Source organism: Planctomycetota bacterium, assembly GCA_026387035.1.
In the GTDB taxonomy this organism is placed as follows: Bacteria; Planctomycetota; Phycisphaerae; order FEN-1346; family FEN-1346; genus JAPLMM01.
This window is the reverse complement of the sequence record JAPLMM010000225.1, coordinates 1-20913: the sequence shown is the minus strand read 5'-3', so window position 1 is coordinate 20913 and position 20913 is coordinate 1. Positions and strand designations below refer to the sequence as shown.

Below are 20913 nucleotides of genomic sequence, written 5' to 3'. Positions count from 1 at the left end.
CGTGGCGGAACTGGTCCTGGATAGATTGCGCGAACTTCAGGAGGCCGACCAGGAACTCCGCCGACTCCAGGGCCGCAAGGCCGCCCAGGACAGGTCCGTCCGCATTCGTGCCGAGCAGATCGAGTCCCACCAGCAGCACATCGAAGCCATCCGCAAAAAACGCCATGACGTCCGCGTCAAGGCCGACCTCAAGGAACTCGAAGTCCGCCAGAAACGCGCCGACATCGAACGCCTCAAGGGCCAGCAACTCCAGATCAAGGACAACCGCCAGTACCAGATCCTCCAGAACGAAATCAAGTTCGCGGAACTCGCGATCGGCAAATTCGAGGACGATATCCTCAACGATTACGAGGACATCGAGACCATCGACCGCGAACTCGCCCAAGCCCGGGAGGAACTGAAGCAGCACCAGCAGGAACTCGAAACCCTTCGCCGCAAATGCGAGGCCAAAAAGGATACCGTCGACGCCGAAATCCAGACCTGCCGCGCCAGACGAAATGAAATCGCCGCCACACTCCCCCCCGACGTCGTCCGCCAGTTCGACCGCATCGCCGACCGCCTCGACGGCGAAGCCCTCGCCGCCGTCGTCCTGGACGAGGTCGAGGGAACCTACGTCTGCACCGGATGCAATATGTCCGTCACCCAGAACACCTACGTCCAACTGCGTGGCCGGATCGAAAAACTCGTCACCTGTCCCAACTGCACGCGCATCCTGTACGTGGAAGGCTCCTGATGCCCGCCGATTCGCCGACCCCAGCCGACCCGCCGCAACAGCCACCGAAAAAAACCCGGCACCTCTTCCTCTACGTCGACGGCGCCGCCTCCGGCAACCCCGGACCCGCCGGCGCCTCGGCCATCGTCAAGGACGAAGACGGCACGACGCTCCTCGAAAAGGCCCGCGCCTTCGGCCCGGCCACGAACAACGTCGCCGAGTACCAGGGGCTCCTTCTGGGCCTCGAACTGGCCGCCCAACTTAAGCCCGACGTCCTCACTATCCGCAGCGACTCCGAACTCCTCGTCCGCCAGGTCGCCGGCCAGTACAAGGTCCGCGCGCCCCATCTGAAACCGCTTCTCCGCGAGGCCCGGCGACTCCTCGCGCCTTTCGCGACGGTTGAGATCGAGCACATCCCCCGCGGCCAGAACGCCGAGGCCGACAAATTGGCCCGCAAGGCCCTCGAGAAGGCACGCAAGGTGGACGCCGAGTTGCCCCCCGAGGCCCGCAAGAAGCCGCACACGAAAACGTTTCGCCTGAAGTGAGCGTCGCACCGGTTTTGCTGGAACTTCCGCGCGGACGGCTCATCGAAGTAGCCATAGGGCACGCCGCCCCGACAATCTCCGATGAGAACCATGAAGCCGAAATCACTTCGCGCATCCCTCACCGTGTTGATCCTGGCGGCCGCGATCCTCGTCGTGCCGCTGGCCTGCCTGAAGGCAACCGGTGGCAAACCAGCCCCGGCCCCCGAATCACCCGCCGAGGCGGTAGCGAAAGCGGATGAGCCGCCGTGGGGCGAGGCGGTCCAGGGCGTCCAGGTGCGGCTGCGGGCGGAGAAGACGCAGTGGAAGGCCGACGAGACGCCGACGCTAATGCTCGACGTCGCCAACCGGACCCAAGGCATGGGCGTTCTTGTGCTTTACCTGGCTGGCGCAGCTAGCCGTGTGGAGATAGATGGCTGGTGGTACAGTTGGACGGAGCCGACCGAGATCACCCCCTCGACGCCGCCGCGCGTATGGTTATCGAAAGGGTCCCAGACGAGCAAGGCACTGGAAATCCCCTTGAGCGACAAATGGGGGCCGCACATGGAGAGGGACAAGGCCGACCTGCAAGGTCGGCTCCAGCCGAACAGCCCCGGCCTTCATTTGGCCCCCGGCATACACAAGGTGCGGGTATCCTTCTGCCCCGATACGGCCTACGGATATAGAGAGCCGCCCTCGGCTGTCAGCAACGCCGTCGAGATCGAAATCCTCCCCGCCGCCGCTGAAGCTCCGGTGGGCAAGCCCGCCGAGGCCAAGCCGCCGGCGAACCGATAGTGCAACCATTCCTTTGCCACGGGCTGGTTTTGGTGGTATCATAGAAGTGGAGTCCGGCGAGCGGGCAATGCGGCCGCCTGTCCCGAGCGATCGGGGCGGGAGGAAAGTCCGAACTCCACAGGGTACGGTGGTCGCTAACGGCGACCGGGCGAAAGCCCAGGGAAAGTGCCACAGAAATCAAACCGCCGATGGGCTCGCCACAAGCGGGCCACAGGCAAGGGTGAAACGGTGCGGTAAGAGCGCACCGCCCTCGTGGTGACACGGGGGGCACGGCAAACCCCACCGGGAGCAAGGCCAAATAGGGGGCGATGGTGCGGCCCGCACCGCTCGAGCCCCGGGTTGGCCGCTCGAGTCGGCCGGCAACGGCCGACCCAGACACATGGCCGCGTCTGCCGTCGCTTCGGCGAAGGCGGAAACAGGATTCGGCTTACGTCCCGCTTGCCGGCCTCTTTCTATTATCGCCCAGCCGCTTTTCGGGCCGACTTGACTTTCTCTCAAAGCGCGGTATACTATCCCGTAGAAAACGCTTTAAATTGCCGCCCTTCGCGGGCGCAAACATACCTTCGCAGGGGCCGCGTGCGAGGCGCGGCTCCGAGGTGTCAAACTGTATATCGAGCGTCGCCTGTGCCGGCCGGAACAAGTCCCAATCCGTAAGGGGGCTTTTCCTTCTGCGCGGGAGATCCTGCAGTACCGTACGCGTAAACCGGGACACCCGGTAAGAGGTTAAAAACAAGGGGGAAAACACCAGGAAGGAGACTTAGTATGAGAGCAAGAACAATGTTGTGGCTTTTCGTAGGTTGCATCGTCTTGGGGGGCATCGGGACCCGTGCCTTTGCCGTGACCGACGACATGGAGCAGGATCTCTGGACCCTGGGGCACGTGCCGGGGTATGACGGCACCTGGGCGGCGGAGTACTCGACCGTCGATAAGGTATCGCCCGAGCGATCCATCCGCCTCCTGCTGTCCGGCGGCGGGCAAGCTGGCCATGACGGCGACGCCGTCTCCGCCGTCCGCCAATTCGACGGAAACCTTCTGGGCCGGCGCCTCCAGGTCAAGTACAACATCGCCCAGCAGACCGATGTTGCCGATGACTGGGGCGGGATGCACGGCTCGGCCGACGTGATCGTGTCCGTCCTGGACGCGACCGGCACGCCGCTCGGCTCCCGGACGTATCGGCTCGCCTGCAGCGACCTCCACGAGAAGCCCACCTGGTACGCCCACATGGGCGGCAACGCAGGATCGCCCTGCCACCAGACCGTCAACATCACGTACATCGGGACCCCTGACGCGGGCGGCGAATACGAACCGGGGCCCGGCTGGCAAACGCTCGACGTGGCCCCCGCCGAGGACATACTCGTCGATTGGACCAGCGTCGCGTCCGTCCAGGTCAAACTGGTCGTCAATTCCTGCTTTATGCACCTGGACACCTTCGAGGTCTTCTTCGATGACCTCAACCTGACGCCCGCCCCGGCCACGGTGGACATTGATCCCAACACCCTCGACCTTAAGAGCCAAGGCAAGTGGATCACCGCTTACATCACGCTGCCCGAGGGCTACGACGTCGGCGACATCGATATCAGCACCGTCCAACTGGACGGCATCATCGCCGCCGCCTGGGGAGATGACTGCGAGGACGACGCGCTCATGGTCAAGTTCGACCGCGAGGCCGTCATCGCCCACCTCAAGGGTGAAGGCCTCACGTTGCCGACCAACGTCACTCTGAAGGTGACCGGCGGGATCGGCGACCTCCTGTTCGAGGGCTCCGACACGATTCGGGTCATCGAGCCCCCCAAGCCGCCCGCCGGACCGAAGGGCGGCAAGGTCAAATAGCAGGCGTACGGGCACAATCACCTCATCACGAGGTGGCGAACCGCTCCGATCGTTGCGCGGTGGGCGACTCCGCCCACCGCGTCCTTTTTGCCATACCCAACTTACGAACGCGGGCGATTGTGGATAACTTTTTGGCGCGCGTTTTGGGGGGTATTTTCGGGCGGTTTTTTGGAACCCATAGGCCCTGGCGCTGGCGCTGGCGTCCGGGGGGTTTTTTCACTGCACGGGACCCGAATGTTAAGATGGGCTAGCGCGGATTTAGTGCCTTTTTCGACTTTTTTCACGTTTTTGGTGCGGTTTTTACCGGTTTTTGTGCCCTTTTTCGCACTTTTCCCATCCATGTCATGTGCATACCTTTATGTGCATAACTTCCCGCGGACGCACGTAAGTCGCATTGGGCGGGGGAATCTCGCATTTGACAAAGAAACAGCCGAGGCAACGCGTAACGCGTTGTCCGGACGTGGTTTAACCGCAAAGCCGTGTTTTAACCGCGGAGACCGCCGAGAACGCCGAGAACGGCGAAATTGGGGGGCAGGGAGGGGCTGGACGATTGCGGATTGCGGTCGCCCCGGCGACCAGGGATTGCGGACCCGCCGTCGCCGAAGGCTATGGCGGGCAGGTTGCGGAGTGAACGGCAAAGCGGCGTTCGCGACCTGCGGTCTCAAGCCTCAAGCCTTGCTACTCTGCGAAGTGGCGACCCTGCTCTGCAAAGCCCGCTACGCAGGGCAGAAAAGAGAGCGCCGCTTCCAGCCTTCGCAGCCGATGCTGCTTCGGCGGAGTAGGCTCGCTACGAAGCACGAGCAAGCCTGCCGTTGACGCGTGTCCCCCGAATTTCCCGAAAAAGTAGCATGTCCCCTTTTTCCCTGTCCCCTTTTTCCCCAAGAAAAATAGTATTGTGTCCCCCGAATTCACCCAGGAGGATGAATTCTGACTCAGGACGAAAACGGCGTCAGGAACTGTTGTTCATTGGGCTCAGTCTAGAGGCCAGGCGGGGATGGCGGCGTCAATGGCGGCCATGAGGCGGATGGTTTCGGACAAGGCGACGATCACCTTCTGATAGTGGTTCAGGTCTTCGATGGAAAGGCAACGGGCTCGGCGGTCTTTGAGCCACTTTTCGGCAACCTGGTAGCCGCCGATGCAGAACTCCCAGACGTCGGGGGGGACGCCGTCGAAGTATTGGCGGTCGTTGATGTACACACGGCCGGCGGCGGTTGGCGCGGCGGGTGCGGAGACCCGCCGCGCTTTTTCCTGGCTGTGTAGCGCGGGGCCTTGTGCCCCGCGGTCTTGGGCGCGAGGGGCAAGCCCTCGCGCTACTTCCTCGGCCGTTTTGTATTTCGGGTGGCCTTTGGCGACGAGATGGTCGCCGTCCACGGGGTAGGCGGTGCTGAAATCCTGGACCTTGGGCGACTCCAGGAGATGGAGGGCGACGAGTTCGGCCCCCAGGTCGCAGAGCGTGCAGAAGAGTTTCTTGTCGGACGTCAGGGACAGGCGGGGAAAATCGGTCTTGAGGAACTCGGCGTAGCGTTTTCGGTAGGTTGGGCAGTGGAAGACGGCATAGGCGTAGTGGAAGATGTCTTCAGGGCCGAAGGTTTTCTTGCGGTCCCCCGCTCCGTCGCTTATGAACCGGAGTCCCAGTTTTTCGGCGAAGGCTTCGACAAACTTCGGCTCGAGGTTGGGGACCCGGCCGGCCTTGCCTACCGGCCAGGCCGGCGCGTGCTCCATTTCTTTCTGCTGCTCGCGTCCAGATTCGCGTTCGGGGTAGAGGTAAAGAGGCAATAAGCAAGACTGCGTTGTTGACTCACCACACTTGGTTTCCATGATCAATCGAGTGCAGAAAAAATGATCGGGAGACGGAGATTTATTACTGCGCGCCGAGATGAGGCCCAGGTTTTCGCCTTGGAGAATGTGGCGCATGACTTCGCGGCGTGAGCGTTCAATCAGCGCGTCATGGTAACAAAGCCAGCGGGCATCAAAGGGGCGATACAGGAAGGGCACAATGGTTTTCGCCCAATCTTCATCTTTGCGCAAGGCTTCTTGGGCACCGGACACGGTCCAGCCGGTTTTATCTTTGAGATTAAAGCGCATTGCGGCATCGTACAGCGCGCTTTGCATGAATGTCTTTATGCGGTCCTCCAATGTGCCACGGTAGGAGTCCACGACAAAGTCATCTCGACTTGTAACTACGCCAACGCTGCTGATGGGAAGTGCGTCGGGGAGGCTCCAGCCCTGTTCATATTCTGCTGCGCGGTCGGTGTCCCGGGGCACAAAGAGGTAGAAGGGTGCGCGCGGCTCAAGGTCGGCCCAGTCCGTATCGGAGAGGTTCCGCTCAAAGAGTGCGGCGTGCTTGGCCTCCCGAAGGCCCCAAAGGTCGGCGTGATGAACGCGGGCGGGTTCGCCCTTGCGGGAACCGTCTTTGACGAAGATGCCTATGGCGACGCCCTGCTGGATGTCGAAAACGTTTTCGTCTTTTGAGCCGTCTGGAGAGGTTTCTTTCTTCCGATAGTTGCCATGCAGGTCCAGAATATAGATATCGTCGAAGGATTTCATCAGGCTTTGGCGCATGCCGCGAAAGGTGGGGTTGTCGAGGTAGGCGTGGTTGGTGACGAAGGCAAGGACGCCGCGCCCTGTTTCTCCGATTCGCCACTGTCCGAAGCGGATGAACTTGACGTAATCGTCCTGGAGCCACTTGGGGTTTTTTTCGCCCAGGGGCGCGCCGTCACACTCGAAATAAGGCTCGAGTTGACGGCCGATCCAGGTTTTTTCCTTTCGGGGTTTGCCCTTCACCTCGACCCAGCGCCAGGAAGCGTTTGCTGAATGGCCGGAATAAGGCGGATTGCCCAGGACAAGCATAATGGGTTTTTGGGTCTTGACGTCGGCGGCGGCGTTGGCTTCGTCGGCGATCCACTGGGCCCAAAGGTGGTCGCTTCTCTTGACGGCTTCCTCGAGGGTGTTGGTGAGGTAAACGCCCAGGCGTTCGTCGGTGTCGAACCGGTAGCCGAGGTCCTTGAGTTCAATCCCCAGTTTCATATGGGCGACGGCATACGGGGCCATGAGGAGTTCGAAACCGAAGAGGCGCGGGAGGAGTCGCTCGGCGACATATGGCGAGAATGTTCCGCGCTGGCCGCGGCCCTGGATGGCGTCGTAGATAGCCCGGATGACGAAGAAAAGGAAGGTGCCGGTACCGCAGGCGGGATCGAGAATAAAGACCTCCGGTTCGGCGAGCCCCTGTTTTTTGCTGAATCGCTCGCGAAGGATGTGGTCGGCGCTTCGGACGATGTAGGAGACGACAGGCTCGGGTGTGTAATAAACGCCGCGCATTTCTCGGACTTTGGGGTCGAAGGCGGCAAGGAAGGTTTCGTAAAAGTGGACGATGGGGTCTTCCTTGCGTGTTCGGCGTCCGAAGTCCTTGAGGATTTCGGAGAAGTCGGCCTGGCCGATCGTGTCGGCGATGTCGGTGACGACCCAGGCGACGGATTGGTCGAGTTGTGGGCCCGCGATCTCGGTAAACAGGCGGCGCAGAAAAGGGTTGGTCCTGGGGATGTCGAAGACGGCGCGCTCGCGAGAGAAATCGGGCTGGCCGGGGTTCTGGGCGCGAGCGGCAAAGAGGCCGTAAGCGACGGTCTGGGCGTACATGTCGGCGAACTGGTCGGGGGAGAGGTCGTGGATAAGGGTCTCACGGAAGGCGTCGAACTGGGCGTGGAGGTGGCCCTTTTCGCGTTCGGCCCTAAAGGTGGCGACGATGAGGTCGCGGAGTTCCTGTGCGAGGTGTGCAAGGCGTTCGGCAAGAGCCTTGGGGCGCGCGATGGAGGGCGATTCCTGGGAAAGGAAAGCCTCCATGAGCGCAAGGACATCCTGGGGTCCACCGGGGGAGGGGTTGATGCGTCCGTGGGAATCGGCCTCGCCGAGGCGGGCGGCGCGGCGGCGCTCGCCGTCGGTGTACCAGCGGAACTCCAGGAAGTCGGTGAGGATCAGGTTGGTGAATCGGTCGCGGTAGCGTTTGAGTTGTTCGGAGCGTTCGGCTTCGTCGAGGCTCTTACCGATGTCCTTGGCTTCCACGTAGCCGATGGTGCGCTGGCCCCGGCGAATCAAAAAGTCAACGCTGGCGTCGGGGATTCCCGCCGGTTCGATGGTGACGGTGAGGCGGCGGTCGAGGGCGCGAAGGAGCGCTTCGAGGGCGGGGTAATGGCTGCGCTCGGAAGCGTTGCCGGCGCGGAGTTGGGTTTCGAGCGCCTTCAGGTACGGCTTGAATGCGTCGAGTGGCATAAGACCCCCGCATGGAGCGGAGGGATTCTCGCATGAGCATCGGGGAACTGCAAGGGGGAAGGGGGGGGAACGATTGCGGATTGAGGCCCGCCTCTGCCCCTTCGACAGACTCAGGGCTACGGCGGGTAAAATTGCGGATTGAACAGACGACGGCAACGGCCCACGGCAGGAGCACTGTTGCATTGCGGAACGCGGAATGAACGGCAAAAGGCAACGGCGCGCGGGGGGCGAAAGGCGAGCGGCGGCGGAGGGACACCGCGCAGTACCACGAGGCCCTTGGCAACGTGACGCCGGATAATGTATACTACGACTGTGACCTGCGATCTGCCGGGAATCGCCACGGCCCTCGCGATTCCTGGTGCGTGCGACCCGGCGAGCCGATAGAATGTCGGCGACCCTTGTTACCCACAGGATGGCAAGGCCGATGGCTGCCGTGGCTATAGAACCCGCTTCCAAGGAGCACCCCATGCCATGCCCGCATTCGCACTTCATCTGCAACCTGGCGGCAATCCTCGCGCTCCTGCGTCGGCGTGCGGTGTTTCTCAGTCTTGTCCTCTTGCCGTGCGTCGGAGTCGCCGACGTTGCCCTCGCGCAGCCGGCCGCGCCTGCCGCTTCCGTCCGCACCCCGATGACGGAAGAGGAAGCCCGGCAGTGGTACGACCGACAGCCTTGGCTGATGGGCTTCAACTTCGTGCCCAGTACCGCCGTGAACGATACCGAAATGTGGCAGGCCGAGACCTTTGATCCCAAGACCATCGACCGTGAACTGGCCTGGGCCGAAGGGCTCGGCTACAACTCCTGCCGGGTCTTCATCCAATACATCGTCTGGAAACAGGACCCCAAGGGCCTCAAGGACCGCTTCGGCCAGTTCCTGTCAATCGCCGAAAAACACAAGATCAGCGTCATGCCGGTCCTCTTCGACGATTGCGCCTTCGACGCCGGCCGCGACCCCTATCCCGGCAAGCAAGATGATCCGGTGCCGGGCACGTCCAACGCCCGCTGGGTGCCCAGCCCCGGGTTGAAGTTAGTGACGGACAGGTCGGCGTGGCCCGAGTTGGAGAAGTACGTCAAGGACATGGTCGGCAGTTTCGGCAGCGACAAGCGCATTGTGCTCTGGGACCTTTACAACGAACCCGGCAACTCCGGGATGAGCAACAAGAGCCTGCCGCTCGTCGAGGCGGCGTTCGATTGGGCGCGCCAAGCCAAACCCTCTCAGCCTTTGACCGTCGGCGTTTGGGGCGGCACAAAGGAACTCAGCGATAAGCAGATCGAACTCTCGGATGTAATCAGTTTCCATTTCTACGGCAACAATGACGGTATGCAAAAGCGCATCGCCGATCTCAAGAAGCACGGCAGGCCCGTCCTCTGCACCGAATGGATGGCGCGGACGACGGGCAGCAAGTATGAGACGGAACTGCCTCTGCTGAAGCAGGAGAAAGTCGGCTGCTACAACTGGGGCCTCGTCAACGGCCGCACCCAGTGCCAGTATCCGTGGGGCTCGCCGAAGGATGCACCCGAGCCGAAAGTGTGGTTCCACGATCTGCTGCGGCGGGACGGCGTGCCCAAGAACCCGGACGAGGTGGCGTTTATCCGCAAGTTCACCAACGCTCCCGGCACAAACCGCCTCCAGCCGCTCTTCGACTTCCCGGTTCGGGACACCAGCGTCTGCCTCGGCCCGGACGAGACCTACTATCTCATAGGCACCACCGGCGCTCCCGCCTGGTGGAAAACCAACGAGGGTATCCGGATGTGGAAATCCAAGGATCTGAAGACCTGGGAACCGCTGGGCCTCGTCTGGTCGTTCGAAAAAGACATGACTTGGCAGAAGAAGCGGGGAGAGAATCAGGCTATCTGGGCGCCGGAAATTTACTTCTTCAACAAGACGTTCTGGATCGCCTACTGCGTGAACTACCGGGGCACCGGCATCCTCAAGAGTTCCACCGGGAAACCCGAGGGACCCTATGTGGATATCAAACCCGACGGCCCGCTTACCGGCGAGATAGACGCTTCACTTTTCCGCGACGATGACGGCAAGGTATACTTCGTCTACCAGAACGGCAAGATCGCGCGCCTGAAAGACGATATGAGCGGTTTGGCCGAGGAGCCCAGGTTGCTGAAACCCGCCAACGCCGGCCGCGTCGGCTTTGAGGGGGCGTTCCTTTTCAAGGCGAACAACCGCTATTACCTGTCTTGCGCGGATTTCATCGACGACCGCTACCATTGCTACGTCGCCAGTTCCAAGGATCTCTACGGTCCCTACGGCGACCGCTATCTGGCAGTCCCGCATGGCGGGCACAATATGTTCTTCATGGATAAGGATGGTAACTGGTGGAGCACGTTCTTCGGCAACGACGGCGACGCCCCGTTCCGGGAGAAGCCGGGCCTGTTGCGCATCGAGTTCGGCCTCGACGGGGAGCCCAGGCCGGTGCCCATCAGATAGAATCGCGCCACAAGAGCCGGGAAATGCCGGCCAAGGCCACCACGATGCGCCACGCGGAAGCCGTGAACCAAACTGTGATCTGCGATCTGCCGGAAATCGCCACGGACCTCGCGGTCGAGGTTGTGGCAATGACCCGTTGAGAGGAATGGGCCTCATGGAAACGGAAAGGAATCGCACTATGAACACAAGCGTCAGCCGGATCAGCGCAGGCAAGAGGACCCTCGCCGTGTCGCTGTCTGCTCGTAGAAGCAACCTGATCCAAAGCATGGGCGCCCTGCTCTTGCTGGCGTTGTCGGCTCACGCCGCCGACGCAACAGAGTTTCACGTTTCGGTCAACGGAAGCGATACCAACGACGGCTCCGCGTCCAAACCCTTTAAGACGATTTCGGCGGCCGCACAGGCTGCGCAACCGGGCGATGGGATCACCGTGCATGAGGGAATCTATCGTGAACGAGTGACCCCGCCGCGCGGGGGCGAATCCGACGCGAAGCGCATCGTCTATCAAGCCGCTTCAGGCGAGAAGGCCGAGATCCGGGGGTCGGAAGTCGTCAAGAACTGGGTGAAAGTTCAGGACGAAGTCTGGAAAGCGACACTCCCCAATGCATTCTTCGGCGGCTTCAATCCCTACAGCGACCTTATCCACGGCGACTGGTTCAATGGCAGGGGGCGGCAGCATCACACGGGCTCCGTCTATCTCAACGGCGAATGGCTTGACGAGGCAGCTAAGAGGGAGGATGTCCTGAAACCCGCGGGAAACACCCCGCTCTGGTTCGGAGAAGTGGACCAGGAGAACACCACGATCTGGGCGCAGTTCAAGGGCGTCAATCCCAACGAGCAACTGGTGGAGATCAATGTACGTCGGACGGTGTTCTACCCGGAAAAGCCGGGCATGAACTACATCACCGTGCGCGGCTTCATCATGCGCCATGCGGCAACCCCATGGGCGCCCCCCACGGCCGAGCAGATCGGTTTGATCGGCACGCACTGGAGCCAAGGCTGGATTATTGAAAACAATGTGATCTCCCACTCCAGATGCACGGGGATCGCCCTTGGCAAATACGGAGACGAGTGGGACAACAAGTCAGCCAATTCGGCCGAGGGCTATGTCAAGACCATCGAGCGCGCCCTCGAGAACGGCTGGAACAAGGAAACCATCGGCCACCACATCGTGCGTCACAACACCATCTCCCACTGCGAGCAGGCGGGCGTCGTCGGCAGCCTGGGCGCTGCGTTCAGCCGGATCACCGGCAACACCATCCATGACATCCATGTCCGGCGGCTGTTCACCGGCGCCGAAATGGCGGGCATCAAGATCCACGCCGCCATCGATGTCGAGATCAGCCGGAATCGCATCTACCGGACATGCCGGGGACTGTGGATGGACTGGATGGCCCAGGGAACACGGATCACGGGCAACCTGTGCTATGACAACAGCGCGGATGACCTTTTCATGGAGGTCGACCACGGGCCGTTTCTGGTGGACAACAACCTGTTCCTGTCCGGCGTCAGCCTGAGAGACTGGTCCGAAGGAGGCGCCTATGTGCATAATCTGATGACCGGGAAAATATCCAGCCGGCCGGATGGGCGATCCACGCCCTACCATCAGGCGCACGCGACGGCACTGGCCGGTATGAGCAACCTCAAGGGAGGCGACAACCGTTTCTACAACAACATCCTGGTGGGCGGAGGCGAGCCTCCGACCGACGCGCCCCAGGGGGACAAGAAGCCCCCGCCCGCCGCCGAATTCGGCCTGTGGGTTTACGATGCGAGGGAGTACCCGCTGCAGACGGGCGGCAACGTGTATTACAACGGCGCCCGACCCTATTCCAAGGAAACGAACCCGCTCGTGCCGTCGGGGAGCGATCCCAAGGTCAGGGTCGTGGAAGAAGGCGACAGGGTCTTTGTTCATTTCACCGCCGGCCCGGAGTTGGAGCAAGCGGTCACCACGCTCGTCACGACCGAGCTTCTCGGAAAAGCCGTGATCTCCAAACTCCCCTATGAAAACCCCGACGGTTCGCCGTTGACCCTTGACACGGATTACTTCGGCGCGAAAAGAAAGGCAGCGCGTCCCACCGCCGGACCTTTCGAGCATCCCGGCCAGGGAGACATGAAACTCAAGGTCTGGTGACTAAAGGATGAGATATGAACACTGTCCGTCGAGGTGAATCCGCCCTCTCCGGCTCCGGCGACACCCTGGATGTACTGATCCCCTCCCCGTGAATTAGTCCAGGTTTTGTGAGAGAATTCCATCAGCCGGAGGGCCGGAAAGGATTCTCGATGAAGCCGCGGCCCCGGCGGGGTCATTCCGAGGAGTCCTGAACGGGCGGAAGTCTCCGGCGGTTGCGCATACCGGGAGAAGACTGCCGCACCCCCGGAATCGCCCGGCGTCCGCATAGGGGAATCTCGCCGAGAGCATGGGTTGAACTTGCCCGCCGCTTCGGCTATAATTTCGGCCCCCGCTGACAGGCGGGCACAACGAATACGAAGGGGTTCGCCGTGCCAAAGAAGGACGCGACGCAGCCGAAGAAAAACGACCTGCTGGTCATCGCCGGGGCGGGCGGCTTCATCGCCGGCGCCTTGGTGCGGTATTTCCATGACCGCGGTTTCACGCGGATCCGGGCCGTCGACAAGAAACCTCTCCACGACTGGTACCAGCGGGTGCCCGGCGTCGAGTGCCTGAGCCTGGACCTGCGGGAAGAGGCGAACTGCCGGCGGGCGTGCGAGGATGCGGTGGAGGTGTACAACCTGGCGGCCGACATGGGAGGCATGGGCTTCATCGAGCGGTTCCGCGTCGAGTGCCTGCGCAGCATTCTGATCAACACGCACATGATCGAGTCGGCGTACCGCGCCGGCGTCCGGCGGTATTTTTTCTCGTCCTCGGCCTGCGCCTACAACACGACGCTGCAGCAGGACCCGAACGTTCGGGCGCTCCAGGAGTCGGACGCCTATCCGGCGATGGCCGAGCGCGGCTACGGGTGGGAGAAACTAATGTCCGAGATGTTCTGCGAGGAGTACTGGGCGGAGCGGGGCCTGGCGACGTTCATCGCGCGGTTTCACAACGTGTACGGCCCGTACGGGACGTGGGACGGCGGCCGCGAGAAGGCCCCCGCCGCCCTCTGCCGCAAGGTCGTTGAGGCCAAGGACACGGGCGCCGGCGCGATCCAGATCTGGGGCGACGGCCGGCAGACACGCAGTTTCATGTATATCGATGATTGCATTCACGGCATCGACCTCATCATGCACTGCGAGGACCTGATCGCCACGCCCCTCAACCTGGGGTCCAGCGAACTGGTCTCCATCAACCAGTTGGTGGACCTCGTGGAGGAGATCGGGGGGGTGCGCCTGCGCCGCGAGTACCTCCCGGACGCCCCCCGCGGCGTCGCCGGCCGAAACAGCGACAACACCATGATCGAGCGGGTCCTGGGCTGGGAACCCTCGACGCCTCTGCGCCAGGGGATGAAGAGCACCTACGCCTGGATCGAACAGCAGTACCGGGACCGCCAAGCGGGCAAGCGCGTCGTCCGGGACACGATCTGAGCCGCAGACGGCCCGTGGCTCGCGCACGTCGCGCAACGACCGCCGCCTGCCACGCTCCGCCTGATGCGCCGAAGGAGTGCACCTGTTGAGAGCGTCACCATGAGGCGCGAAGCCCGCACCACGATCGCCCGCGTCATCGGCGCAATTCCCTACCGGATGGCCCTGGCGGGCGGGTGGATCGACCAGCCGTTCGTCTCCCGGCACAACCCGGCGCCGCCGGGCTCGATGGTGGTCGTTTCGCTGGAACCGGAGGTGCGGTTCATGGACCGTTCGGGCATGGCGACCGGTACGCGGCACGTGGCGCTGGGCCTCTGGAAAGATGGCCTGCCCGATCGGGACCCCGCCCAACTCGTCCGCGAACTTTATGCCGAGGAGAACCGGGGCCAGTCCGAGCCGTCCGGCTCGCAGGACATGGTGGGCCTCCTGTATCCGGGGATCAACCGCCTGGACTACGATTACGCCGTCGAGGGCGGCCTGTTCCCGGCCCACATCGAGTCAACTGGCGCCCCCCGCATCGCCCGGTGGCTCGAAACCGTCATTCACATGATCCCCGTGGCGTCCCGACCCGACGGCTACAATCCGCTGGGCGCCAAGAACCTGGACCCGGAGTGGATTCGCCGGCTGGGCCGGACCGGCAAGGACTGCTTCGACGCGATCCTGGCGTGCGACCTCGACGCCCTCGGCTGCTCCCTGAACGAGTGCATGCGATGCTGGGAGGCCATCCTGCCGCACACCGTCAAACACCCGCTCCTGACCGTTGACCTGCTCGGCCTCCTCGGCCATTACCAGGCGAGGTACGCCGGAGCGATGTACTCGGGCTGCGGCGGGGGATACCTGTACGTCGTCTCGGAGCGTCCGGTGCCCGGCGCTTTCCGCGTCAAGGTCCGCCTCTCGGCGAGGACCTCCTGACGTGCCAACCGTGTTCGTGACAGGCGGGTTCGACGACGTGCGGTCGCGCCAGGTGCGGTTCCTGGAGGAGGCCGCCCGGTTCGGCCCCGTTCACGTGCTGCTCTGGTCCGACGAGGCCGTCGCGGCGCAGACGGGCGCGCCTCCCCGATTCGCCGAGGCGGAGCGCCGCTACCTGGTCGGGGCCATGCGCTACGTTCACCGCCTGACGCTATGCCCAAGCCCCATCGATCCCGACGCGCTGCCGATGCCGGTCAACGCACCCGGCGCCGTGTGGGTCATGCGAGAGGCGGAAGACCGCTCCGCCCGGCGCGCCTTCTGCCGGGCGCACGGCCTCGCCTGCCGCGTCGTCCCCGAGGCGGATCTGGGGGTGTTCCCGGCACCCGAGGCCCGCGACCTGCCGGTTCCGTCGCCCCGGCGCAAGAAAATCCTTGTCACCGGGTCCTTCGACTGGTTCCATTCGGGCCATGTGCGGTTCTTCGAGGAGGTCTCGCAACTGGGCGACCTGTACGTGGTCGTGGGCCACGACGCCAACATCCGCCTCTTGAAGGGCGAGGGCCATCCGCTGTTCCCCGAACGGGAGCGGTGGTACATGGTCCGCTCGGTCCGCTTTGTGACGGCGGCCCTGATCTCGACCGGCCACGGCTGGCTGGACGCCGAGCCGGAGATCGAGCGCCTCCGGCCCGACATCTACGCCGTGAACGAGGACGGCGACCGTCCCGAGAAGCGCCGGTTCTGCGAGGCCAGCGGCATCGAGTACCGGGTCCTCAAGCGGGTGCCGAAGGAGGGGCTGCCGCGCCGGCAGAGCACCGACCTGCGCGACTTCTGACGGCGGCTCGAAGTGCGAGGCGCATGGAGTTGACCGCGCGGTCGTGCGGCGATTAGAGTGGCACAGGCCCCGAAGCCGGGGATCCAGGAACGAGGCGCCATGCTTTCGCTTGCGAAAGCATGGCACCCACAAGGCCAACTGTGACGGAGCCCTGGGACGCAGAAACGCAGAAAGGCGAGGACGCCATGGAGATCGTCGAGTACAAGGGTTGGAAGCGGAACGTGCGGCTGGCGAACGGGAAGATCGAACTGGTGGCCACGCTGGAGGTCGGGCCGAGGGTCATCCACCTCGCCCCGCGCCGCGGGAAAAACCTTTTTAAGAATTACGACGAACAGATGGGGCGGACGGGCGAGGGCAAGTGGCAGAACCGCGGCGGGCACCGCCTGTGGATCGCCCCGGAAGACCCCGTGGCGACGTATTTCCCGGACAACGGGCCGGTGGAGGTCGAGGAATTGCCGGGCGGCGGCGTGCGCCTGAGGCCCGGGCCGGAGACGGCGAACGGCATCCAGAAGGAGATGGCGATCCGTCTGGACGGCGAGGCGGCCCACGTGCGGGTGGTCCATCGGCTGAAGAACATCGGGACGGAGACGAAGCGGCTGGCGCCGTGGGCGCTCTCGGTGATGGCGCCGGGAGGCGTGGCGATCGTGGGGCTACCGGCGCGGGGCGAGCATCCGCGGGACCTTTTGCCGAACCAGCGGCTCGTCCTGTGGCCGTACACGGACCTGGGGGACAAGCGGCTTGCGATGCACACGCGGTCGGTGCTCCTCGCGCAGAAACGGGGTGCTGGGCCGATCAAGTTGGGCCTTTCGAATCCGGAGGGTTGGGCGGCGTACGCGGTCGGCGGGGGCCTGTTCGTCAAGCGATTCGCCTGGAACGCCGAGGCCGAGTATCCCGACATGGGGTCGAGCACGGAACTGTTCACGAACTCGGACATGCTGGAGGTGGAGTCGCTGGGGCCGATGGTCGCGCTCGCGCCGGGGTCGGCAGTGGAACACGTCGAGGACTGGCACTTGTTCGAGGACGTGGCGGCGCCGGCGGACGGAGCGGAGGTGGAGGAGCACATCCGGCCGCTGGTGGAAAAGACGGCGTAGGGGCGGACGGGTGGACACGGGCGACAGACGGTCCCGCGGATTCACTTCGTTCATCCGCGGGCTTTGTTGACGCGGTGAACTGTGGCTAATGCGGCGGCCGAAATCCACATTCGCGTGGCGCGTGGGTCGGAGGCGGACCGGGCCGCCGAGGCGTTTCTGCGGATGCCGGCGACGGCCGGCGAGTCGCCCGGCGCGGCGGGCCTCCTCCAGGCGAATCCACGGAACCAAATCGTCGCGCTTCGGGGCGAACGCATCGTCGGGTCCTGCGTCTGGGTTCCTGGGGCGGGCCGGTGCGCGACGGTGGTGGCGCCGCGGCTGGCGGAATGGGACGAGGAAGTTGCGTCGCGGCTGATTCGGGGGGCGGTGCGGGCCTCGGCCGAGGCCGGCGCGCGGTTCATCCAGGCGGCAACGGAACCGGAGGGACGGAGCGCGCTCGCGCGCGCGATCGGGCGCGCGGGGATGGAACGGCTGGCGGTGCTGGCGTATCTGAGGCGTGCGGTGACGGCGGCGGAGGCCCGCGCGCCCGAGCCGAAGGAAATCGTCTGGAAGCGTTGGACGCCGTGGCGTCGGCGCCAATTTGCGCGGACCATCGCGCGGACGTACGAGGGGAGCCTGGACTGCCCCGCAATGGCGGGCCTGAGGACGGCCCAGGATGCGCTCGCGACGCACCGTGCGACGGGCGTCTTTCGGGCGGGGGCGTGGCACCTGGCGCTCGAGGGCGGAGAGGCGGTCGGGGTGGTCCTCGCGAGCGAGGTCGAGGGGCGCGGGGACCTCGTGTACCTGGGCGTCGTGCCGGAGGCGCGGGAGCGCGGCGTGGGGCGGGCGCTTCTCGGGCAGGCGATTCGGGACACGGCGCGGATGGGCCTCGTGACCCTCACCGTGGCGGTGGACACGGAGAACGGGCCGGCGTGGCGGCTGTACGCAGGGGCGGGGTTTAAGGAGGTACGGCGGCGGCTGGTGTTTTTCGTGCCGAGGGAACGGCTCTCGATTGCGGATTGCGGAATGCGGATTGCGGATTGAACGGCGGACGACACGGCGCGCGCTCACCTAAACACTCACGCAACGGTGACTTCCTTGCAGAGATACACGTCCTGGACGGCGTTCAGGAGTTTGACGCCGTCGGCCATGGGGCGCTGGAAGGATTTGCGTCCGGTGATGAGTCCCATGCCGCCGGCGCGTTTGTTGACGACGGCGGTGCGTGTGACCTGGGCGAAGTCGTCGGCGCCGGACGCGCCGCCGGAGTTGATGAGTCCCGCGCGGCCCATGTAGCAGTTGACGACCTGCCAGCGGGTCCACTCGATGGGATGGTCGGGGCAGAGTTCGTCATAAACGCGCTGGTGGGTACGGCCGAACTTCTTCTCCTTGGTCGAGAGGGCGAGGAACCCGCCGTTGCACTCGGGGGCCTTCTGCTTGATGATGTCGGCCTCGAGAGTGACGCCGAGGTGGTTGGCCTGTCCCGTGAGGTCGGCGGCGAGGTGGTAGTCGGCCTCTTGGGTCTTGAAGGCATCGTTGCGGAGGTAGCACCAGCAGACGGTGAACATTCCGCGCTGGTGGGCGCGGCGGAAGGCGTCGGAGACTTCCTGGAGTTGTCGCCGGCACTCGGGGCTTCCCCAGTAGATGGTGGCACCGACGGCGGCGGCGCCCATCCAGTAGGCCTGGTCGACCTGGGCGAACATCGTCTGGTCGTAGGAATTGGGGTAGGTGAGGAGTTCGGAGTGGTTGAGTTTGACGATGAAGGGGATCTTGTGGGCGTACTTGCGTGAGACGGCGCCCAGGACGCCGAGGGTGGAGGCGACGGCGTTACATCCGCCCTCGATGGCAAGGCGGACGATGTTCTCGGGGTCAAAATAGATGGGGTTCGGCGCGAAGGAGGCGGCGGCGGAATGCTCAATGCCCTGGTCGACGGGGAGGATGGAGAGGTAGCCGGTGCCGGCGAGCCGGCCGTGACCGAAGAGCCGGCGCAACTGATTGAGCACCGCGGCGGGGCGGTCGCTCTGGGCAACGACGCGGTCCACGAAGTCCGGGCCGGGCAGATGTAATTGCTCCTTGGGGATGCCCTTGGCCTGGTAGGCGAGGAGTTCGTCGGCTTCCGGGCCGAGGTACTTTCGGATCGAGTCGATGGCGGCCATGGGCGGGCTCCCTTTCGCGAACGGTCCCCCGAGAGCGTCAGCATGCGACCCGTTGACTAACTATACGTTGGTGCGGCAGGGGCCGCCGTCACCCGTCGAGCCTCAGCAGTTCGATCTTGCGGAACTCGACAGGGTGGCTCTCGGACTGGACGGAAATCGACCCGCCGCGCAGCATCTTGTCCTGGCCGGCCTCCAGGAGCCTCTTGGCGTCTGCGTCCTTCTCGTCGAGTTGCGGGTCGGTGTACTCGAGGACCGTCTTGCCGCCCACGATGTGCCGGATGGTGTTGCCGCGCGCTTCCACCTCGACCGTAACCCACTGGTCGCCGTGGTAGGTCTCGGAGGAGGAATTGATGACGTGCTGGGTGATGAGTTTGCCGTCCATGACGACGTTCGTTCCCGGGGTGCAGAGGTTGGCGGTGGACCGCGGCTTGGTGCCGTCGCCGCCCAGGAGTTGCACCTCGATGCAGACGGGGAAGTTCTGGTTCTTCCCCATGCTCTCGGGCGACTGGCCGTGGATCATGACGCCGCTGTTGCGGAATGCCCACCCCGCGCCGCCGGGGGTCTGTTCGCCCACGAAACGGTACTCGACGCGAATCCGGTAGTTGGAGAACGGCTTCTCGTAGAAGAGGTGTCCGAACTTGCCGTCGAAGTTCTTGTACTGGTCGTAGCACACCTTCAGGATGCCGTCCTCGACGCGGAAGGTGTTGCCGTAGTTGTCGCCGAGTTCGTGGCCGGCGATCTTGACCTTCCAGCCTGTCAGGTCCTTGCCGTTGAAAAGGGGTATCCACTTTTCCTGGGAATCAGGCTCGGCCGTCACGGCGACGGCCACAGCCACCAGAAGCGAGGCGAGCGCAGCGACTGCGATCCTTACGGTTGTCATGTTCCGGTCTCCTGGCATAGGTTCAAGGCGTTCCGCACTCGCGGGGCACCGGTAGCCATTATACCCGAACGGGGCGGGTGCACCAGCGGGTAGCGCGGATCAGGCGGCCGAGAAGATTTGAGATCGGCGATCTCGGATTTCGGAGGGAGCGCAAAAGGAGCCGGGTCTTCCTGAAGGAAGACCCGGCTGGAAGGATAACTCCGGCGGCCACCTACTCTCGCCCTTACGGACTACCATCGGCCGAAACGGGCTTAACGGCTGTGTTCGGAATGGGAACAGGTGTGGCCCCGCTCGTGATGCCACCGGAAAAACTCGAGAGCGCCTGTAAGGGCGCCTGGTATTCACTTGTCAATGACGCGGCGGGCAAGCCCGCCGGCTAAATATGGGGCAGACCCGCGTACGCGGGGCGGCTAAACGTGCCTCGCGAAGGGCGAGGTCGGTGTCGGGTTTGGAATAGCGGCAAAGGGCGAAGCATGTGAGGCGCGGTTGTGAAAGACAAGGATTAATGTGGTCAAGTGTTTGGCCATTAGTACCGGTCGGCTGAAGCCCTTTCGGGCCTTACACGTCCGGCCTATCAACCTGGTGGTCTACCAGGGGCCTCTCGTCCCGCCGAAGCGGGACATGGATACCTGGTCTTGAGGAGGGCTTCACGCTTAGATGCCTTCAGCGTTTAGCCTTTCCGTGCTGGGCTACCCTGCACTGCGGCTGGCGCCGCAACAGGTACACCCTCGGCACGTGCCTCCGAGTCCTCTCGTACTAGGGAGACGCCCTCTCAAGTATCCTACGCCCACGGCAGATAGGGACCGACCTGGCTCACGCCGGTCTGAACCCAGCTCGCGTAACACTTTAATCGGCGAACAGCCGAACCCTTGGGACCTTCTCCAGCCCCAGGATGTGTTGGGCCGACATCGAGGTGCCAAACCGCACCGCCGCTATGGACGCTCGGGTGCGATCAGCCTGTTATCCCCGGGGTACCTTTT

At 63.8% G+C, this 20913-nt stretch carries 14 protein-coding genes, 2 rRNA genes and 1 other RNA gene; 12 read left to right on the top strand and 5 right to left on the bottom strand.

The features are described from left to right. The first annotated feature begins 1 nt into the window (after position 1). From NTX40_08140 to NTX40_08120, 5 genes are all read left to right on the top strand, one after another. Positions 2-733, top strand: a complete 732-nt coding sequence (locus NTX40_08140; protein MCX5649047.1) for a C4-type zinc ribbon domain-containing protein — start codon at positions 2-4, stop codon at positions 731-733. Then, entirely contained in the window at positions 733-1257 is a 525-nt protein-coding gene (locus tag NTX40_08135; GenBank protein MCX5649046.1) for a ribonuclease HI family protein, read from the top strand. Before NTX40_08140 ends, NTX40_08135 begins: the two co-directional genes overlap by 1 nt. 90 nt (positions 1258-1347) lie before the next feature. Continuing rightward, positions 1348-2028, top strand: coding sequence for a hypothetical protein (locus NTX40_08130; GenBank protein ID MCX5649045.1), 681 nt, complete (start codon positions 1348-1350; stop codon positions 2026-2028). 57 nt (positions 2029-2085) lie between these two features. After that, positions 2086-2473: RNase P RNA component class A (rnpB, locus tag NTX40_08125), an RNA gene on the top strand. A 317-nt stretch (positions 2474-2790) separates the two neighbouring features. Further along, on the top strand, positions 2791-3858 hold the full coding sequence (locus NTX40_08120; protein MCX5649044.1) for a hypothetical protein: 1068 nt from the start codon (positions 2791-2793) through the stop codon (positions 3856-3858). Between the two features lie 972 nt (positions 3859-4830). On the opposite strand, the gene NTX40_08115 is transcribed toward NTX40_08120, so the two are convergent. Beyond that, positions 4831-8121: an N-6 DNA methylase gene (locus NTX40_08115; GenBank protein ID MCX5649043.1), complete on the bottom strand. Its 3291-nt coding sequence runs from the start codon at positions 8119-8121 to the stop codon at positions 4831-4833. Positions 8122-8587: 466 nt separating this feature from the next. Here NTX40_08115 and NTX40_08110 point away from each other — a divergent pair, with 466 nt between their 5' ends. The 7 genes from NTX40_08110 to NTX40_08080 all read left to right on the top strand — a co-directional run bounded on the left by NTX40_08110 (position 8588) and on the right by NTX40_08080 (position 17944). Next, positions 8588-10561, top strand: coding sequence for a family 43 glycosylhydrolase (locus NTX40_08110; protein ID MCX5649042.1), 1974 nt, complete (start codon positions 8588-8590; stop codon positions 10559-10561). A gap of 178 nt (positions 10562-10739) precedes the next feature. Continuing rightward, positions 10740-12689, top strand: a complete 1950-nt coding sequence (locus tag NTX40_08105) for a right-handed parallel beta-helix repeat-containing protein (protein ID MCX5649041.1) — start codon at positions 10740-10742, stop codon at positions 12687-12689. Positions 12690-13057: 368 nt separating this feature from the next. Next, on the top strand, positions 13058-14098 hold the full coding sequence (locus NTX40_08100; protein MCX5649040.1) for an NAD-dependent epimerase/dehydratase family protein: 1041 nt from the start codon (positions 13058-13060) through the stop codon (positions 14096-14098). Positions 14099-14197: 99 nt separating this feature from the next. Beyond that, positions 14198-15007 (top strand): hypothetical protein, encoded by an 810-nt coding sequence (locus tag NTX40_08095; protein MCX5649039.1) that lies wholly within the window; start codon positions 14198-14200, stop codon positions 15005-15007. 1 nt (position 15008) lies between these two features. After that, complete coding sequence (locus NTX40_08090; GenBank protein ID MCX5649038.1) at positions 15009-15833, top strand: adenylyltransferase/cytidyltransferase family protein; 825 nt, start codon at positions 15009-15011, stop codon at positions 15831-15833. Between the two features lie 140 nt (positions 15834-15973). Continuing rightward, a complete protein-coding gene (locus NTX40_08085; GenBank protein MCX5649037.1) occupies positions 15974-16924 on the top strand; it encodes a hypothetical protein in 951 nt (316 codons plus the stop codon). Between the two features lie 81 nt (positions 16925-17005). Further along, positions 17006-17944, top strand: a complete 939-nt coding sequence (locus tag NTX40_08080; GenBank protein ID MCX5649036.1) for a GNAT family N-acetyltransferase — start codon at positions 17006-17008, stop codon at positions 17942-17944. 35 nt (positions 17945-17979) lie between these two features. On the opposite strand, the gene NTX40_08075 is transcribed toward NTX40_08080, so the two are convergent. The 4 genes from NTX40_08075 to NTX40_08060 all read right to left on the bottom strand — a co-directional run. Continuing rightward, positions 17980-19053 carry a class I fructose-bisphosphate aldolase gene (locus NTX40_08075; GenBank protein MCX5649035.1) on the bottom strand — a complete coding sequence of 358 codons (1074 nt, stop codon included), beginning with the start codon at positions 19051-19053 and terminating at the stop codon, positions 17980-17982. 88 nt (positions 19054-19141) lie between these two features. Beyond that, positions 19142-19933, bottom strand: a complete 792-nt coding sequence (locus NTX40_08070) for a DUF1080 domain-containing protein (protein MCX5649034.1) — start codon at positions 19931-19933, stop codon at positions 19142-19144. A gap of 198 nt (positions 19934-20131) precedes the next feature. Next, positions 20132-20240: ribosomal RNA gene (gene rrf / locus NTX40_08065) — 5S ribosomal RNA — on the bottom strand. A gap of 200 nt (positions 20241-20440) precedes the next feature. Continuing rightward, positions 20441-20913 (bottom strand): 23S ribosomal RNA (locus NTX40_08060); the annotation flags it as partial.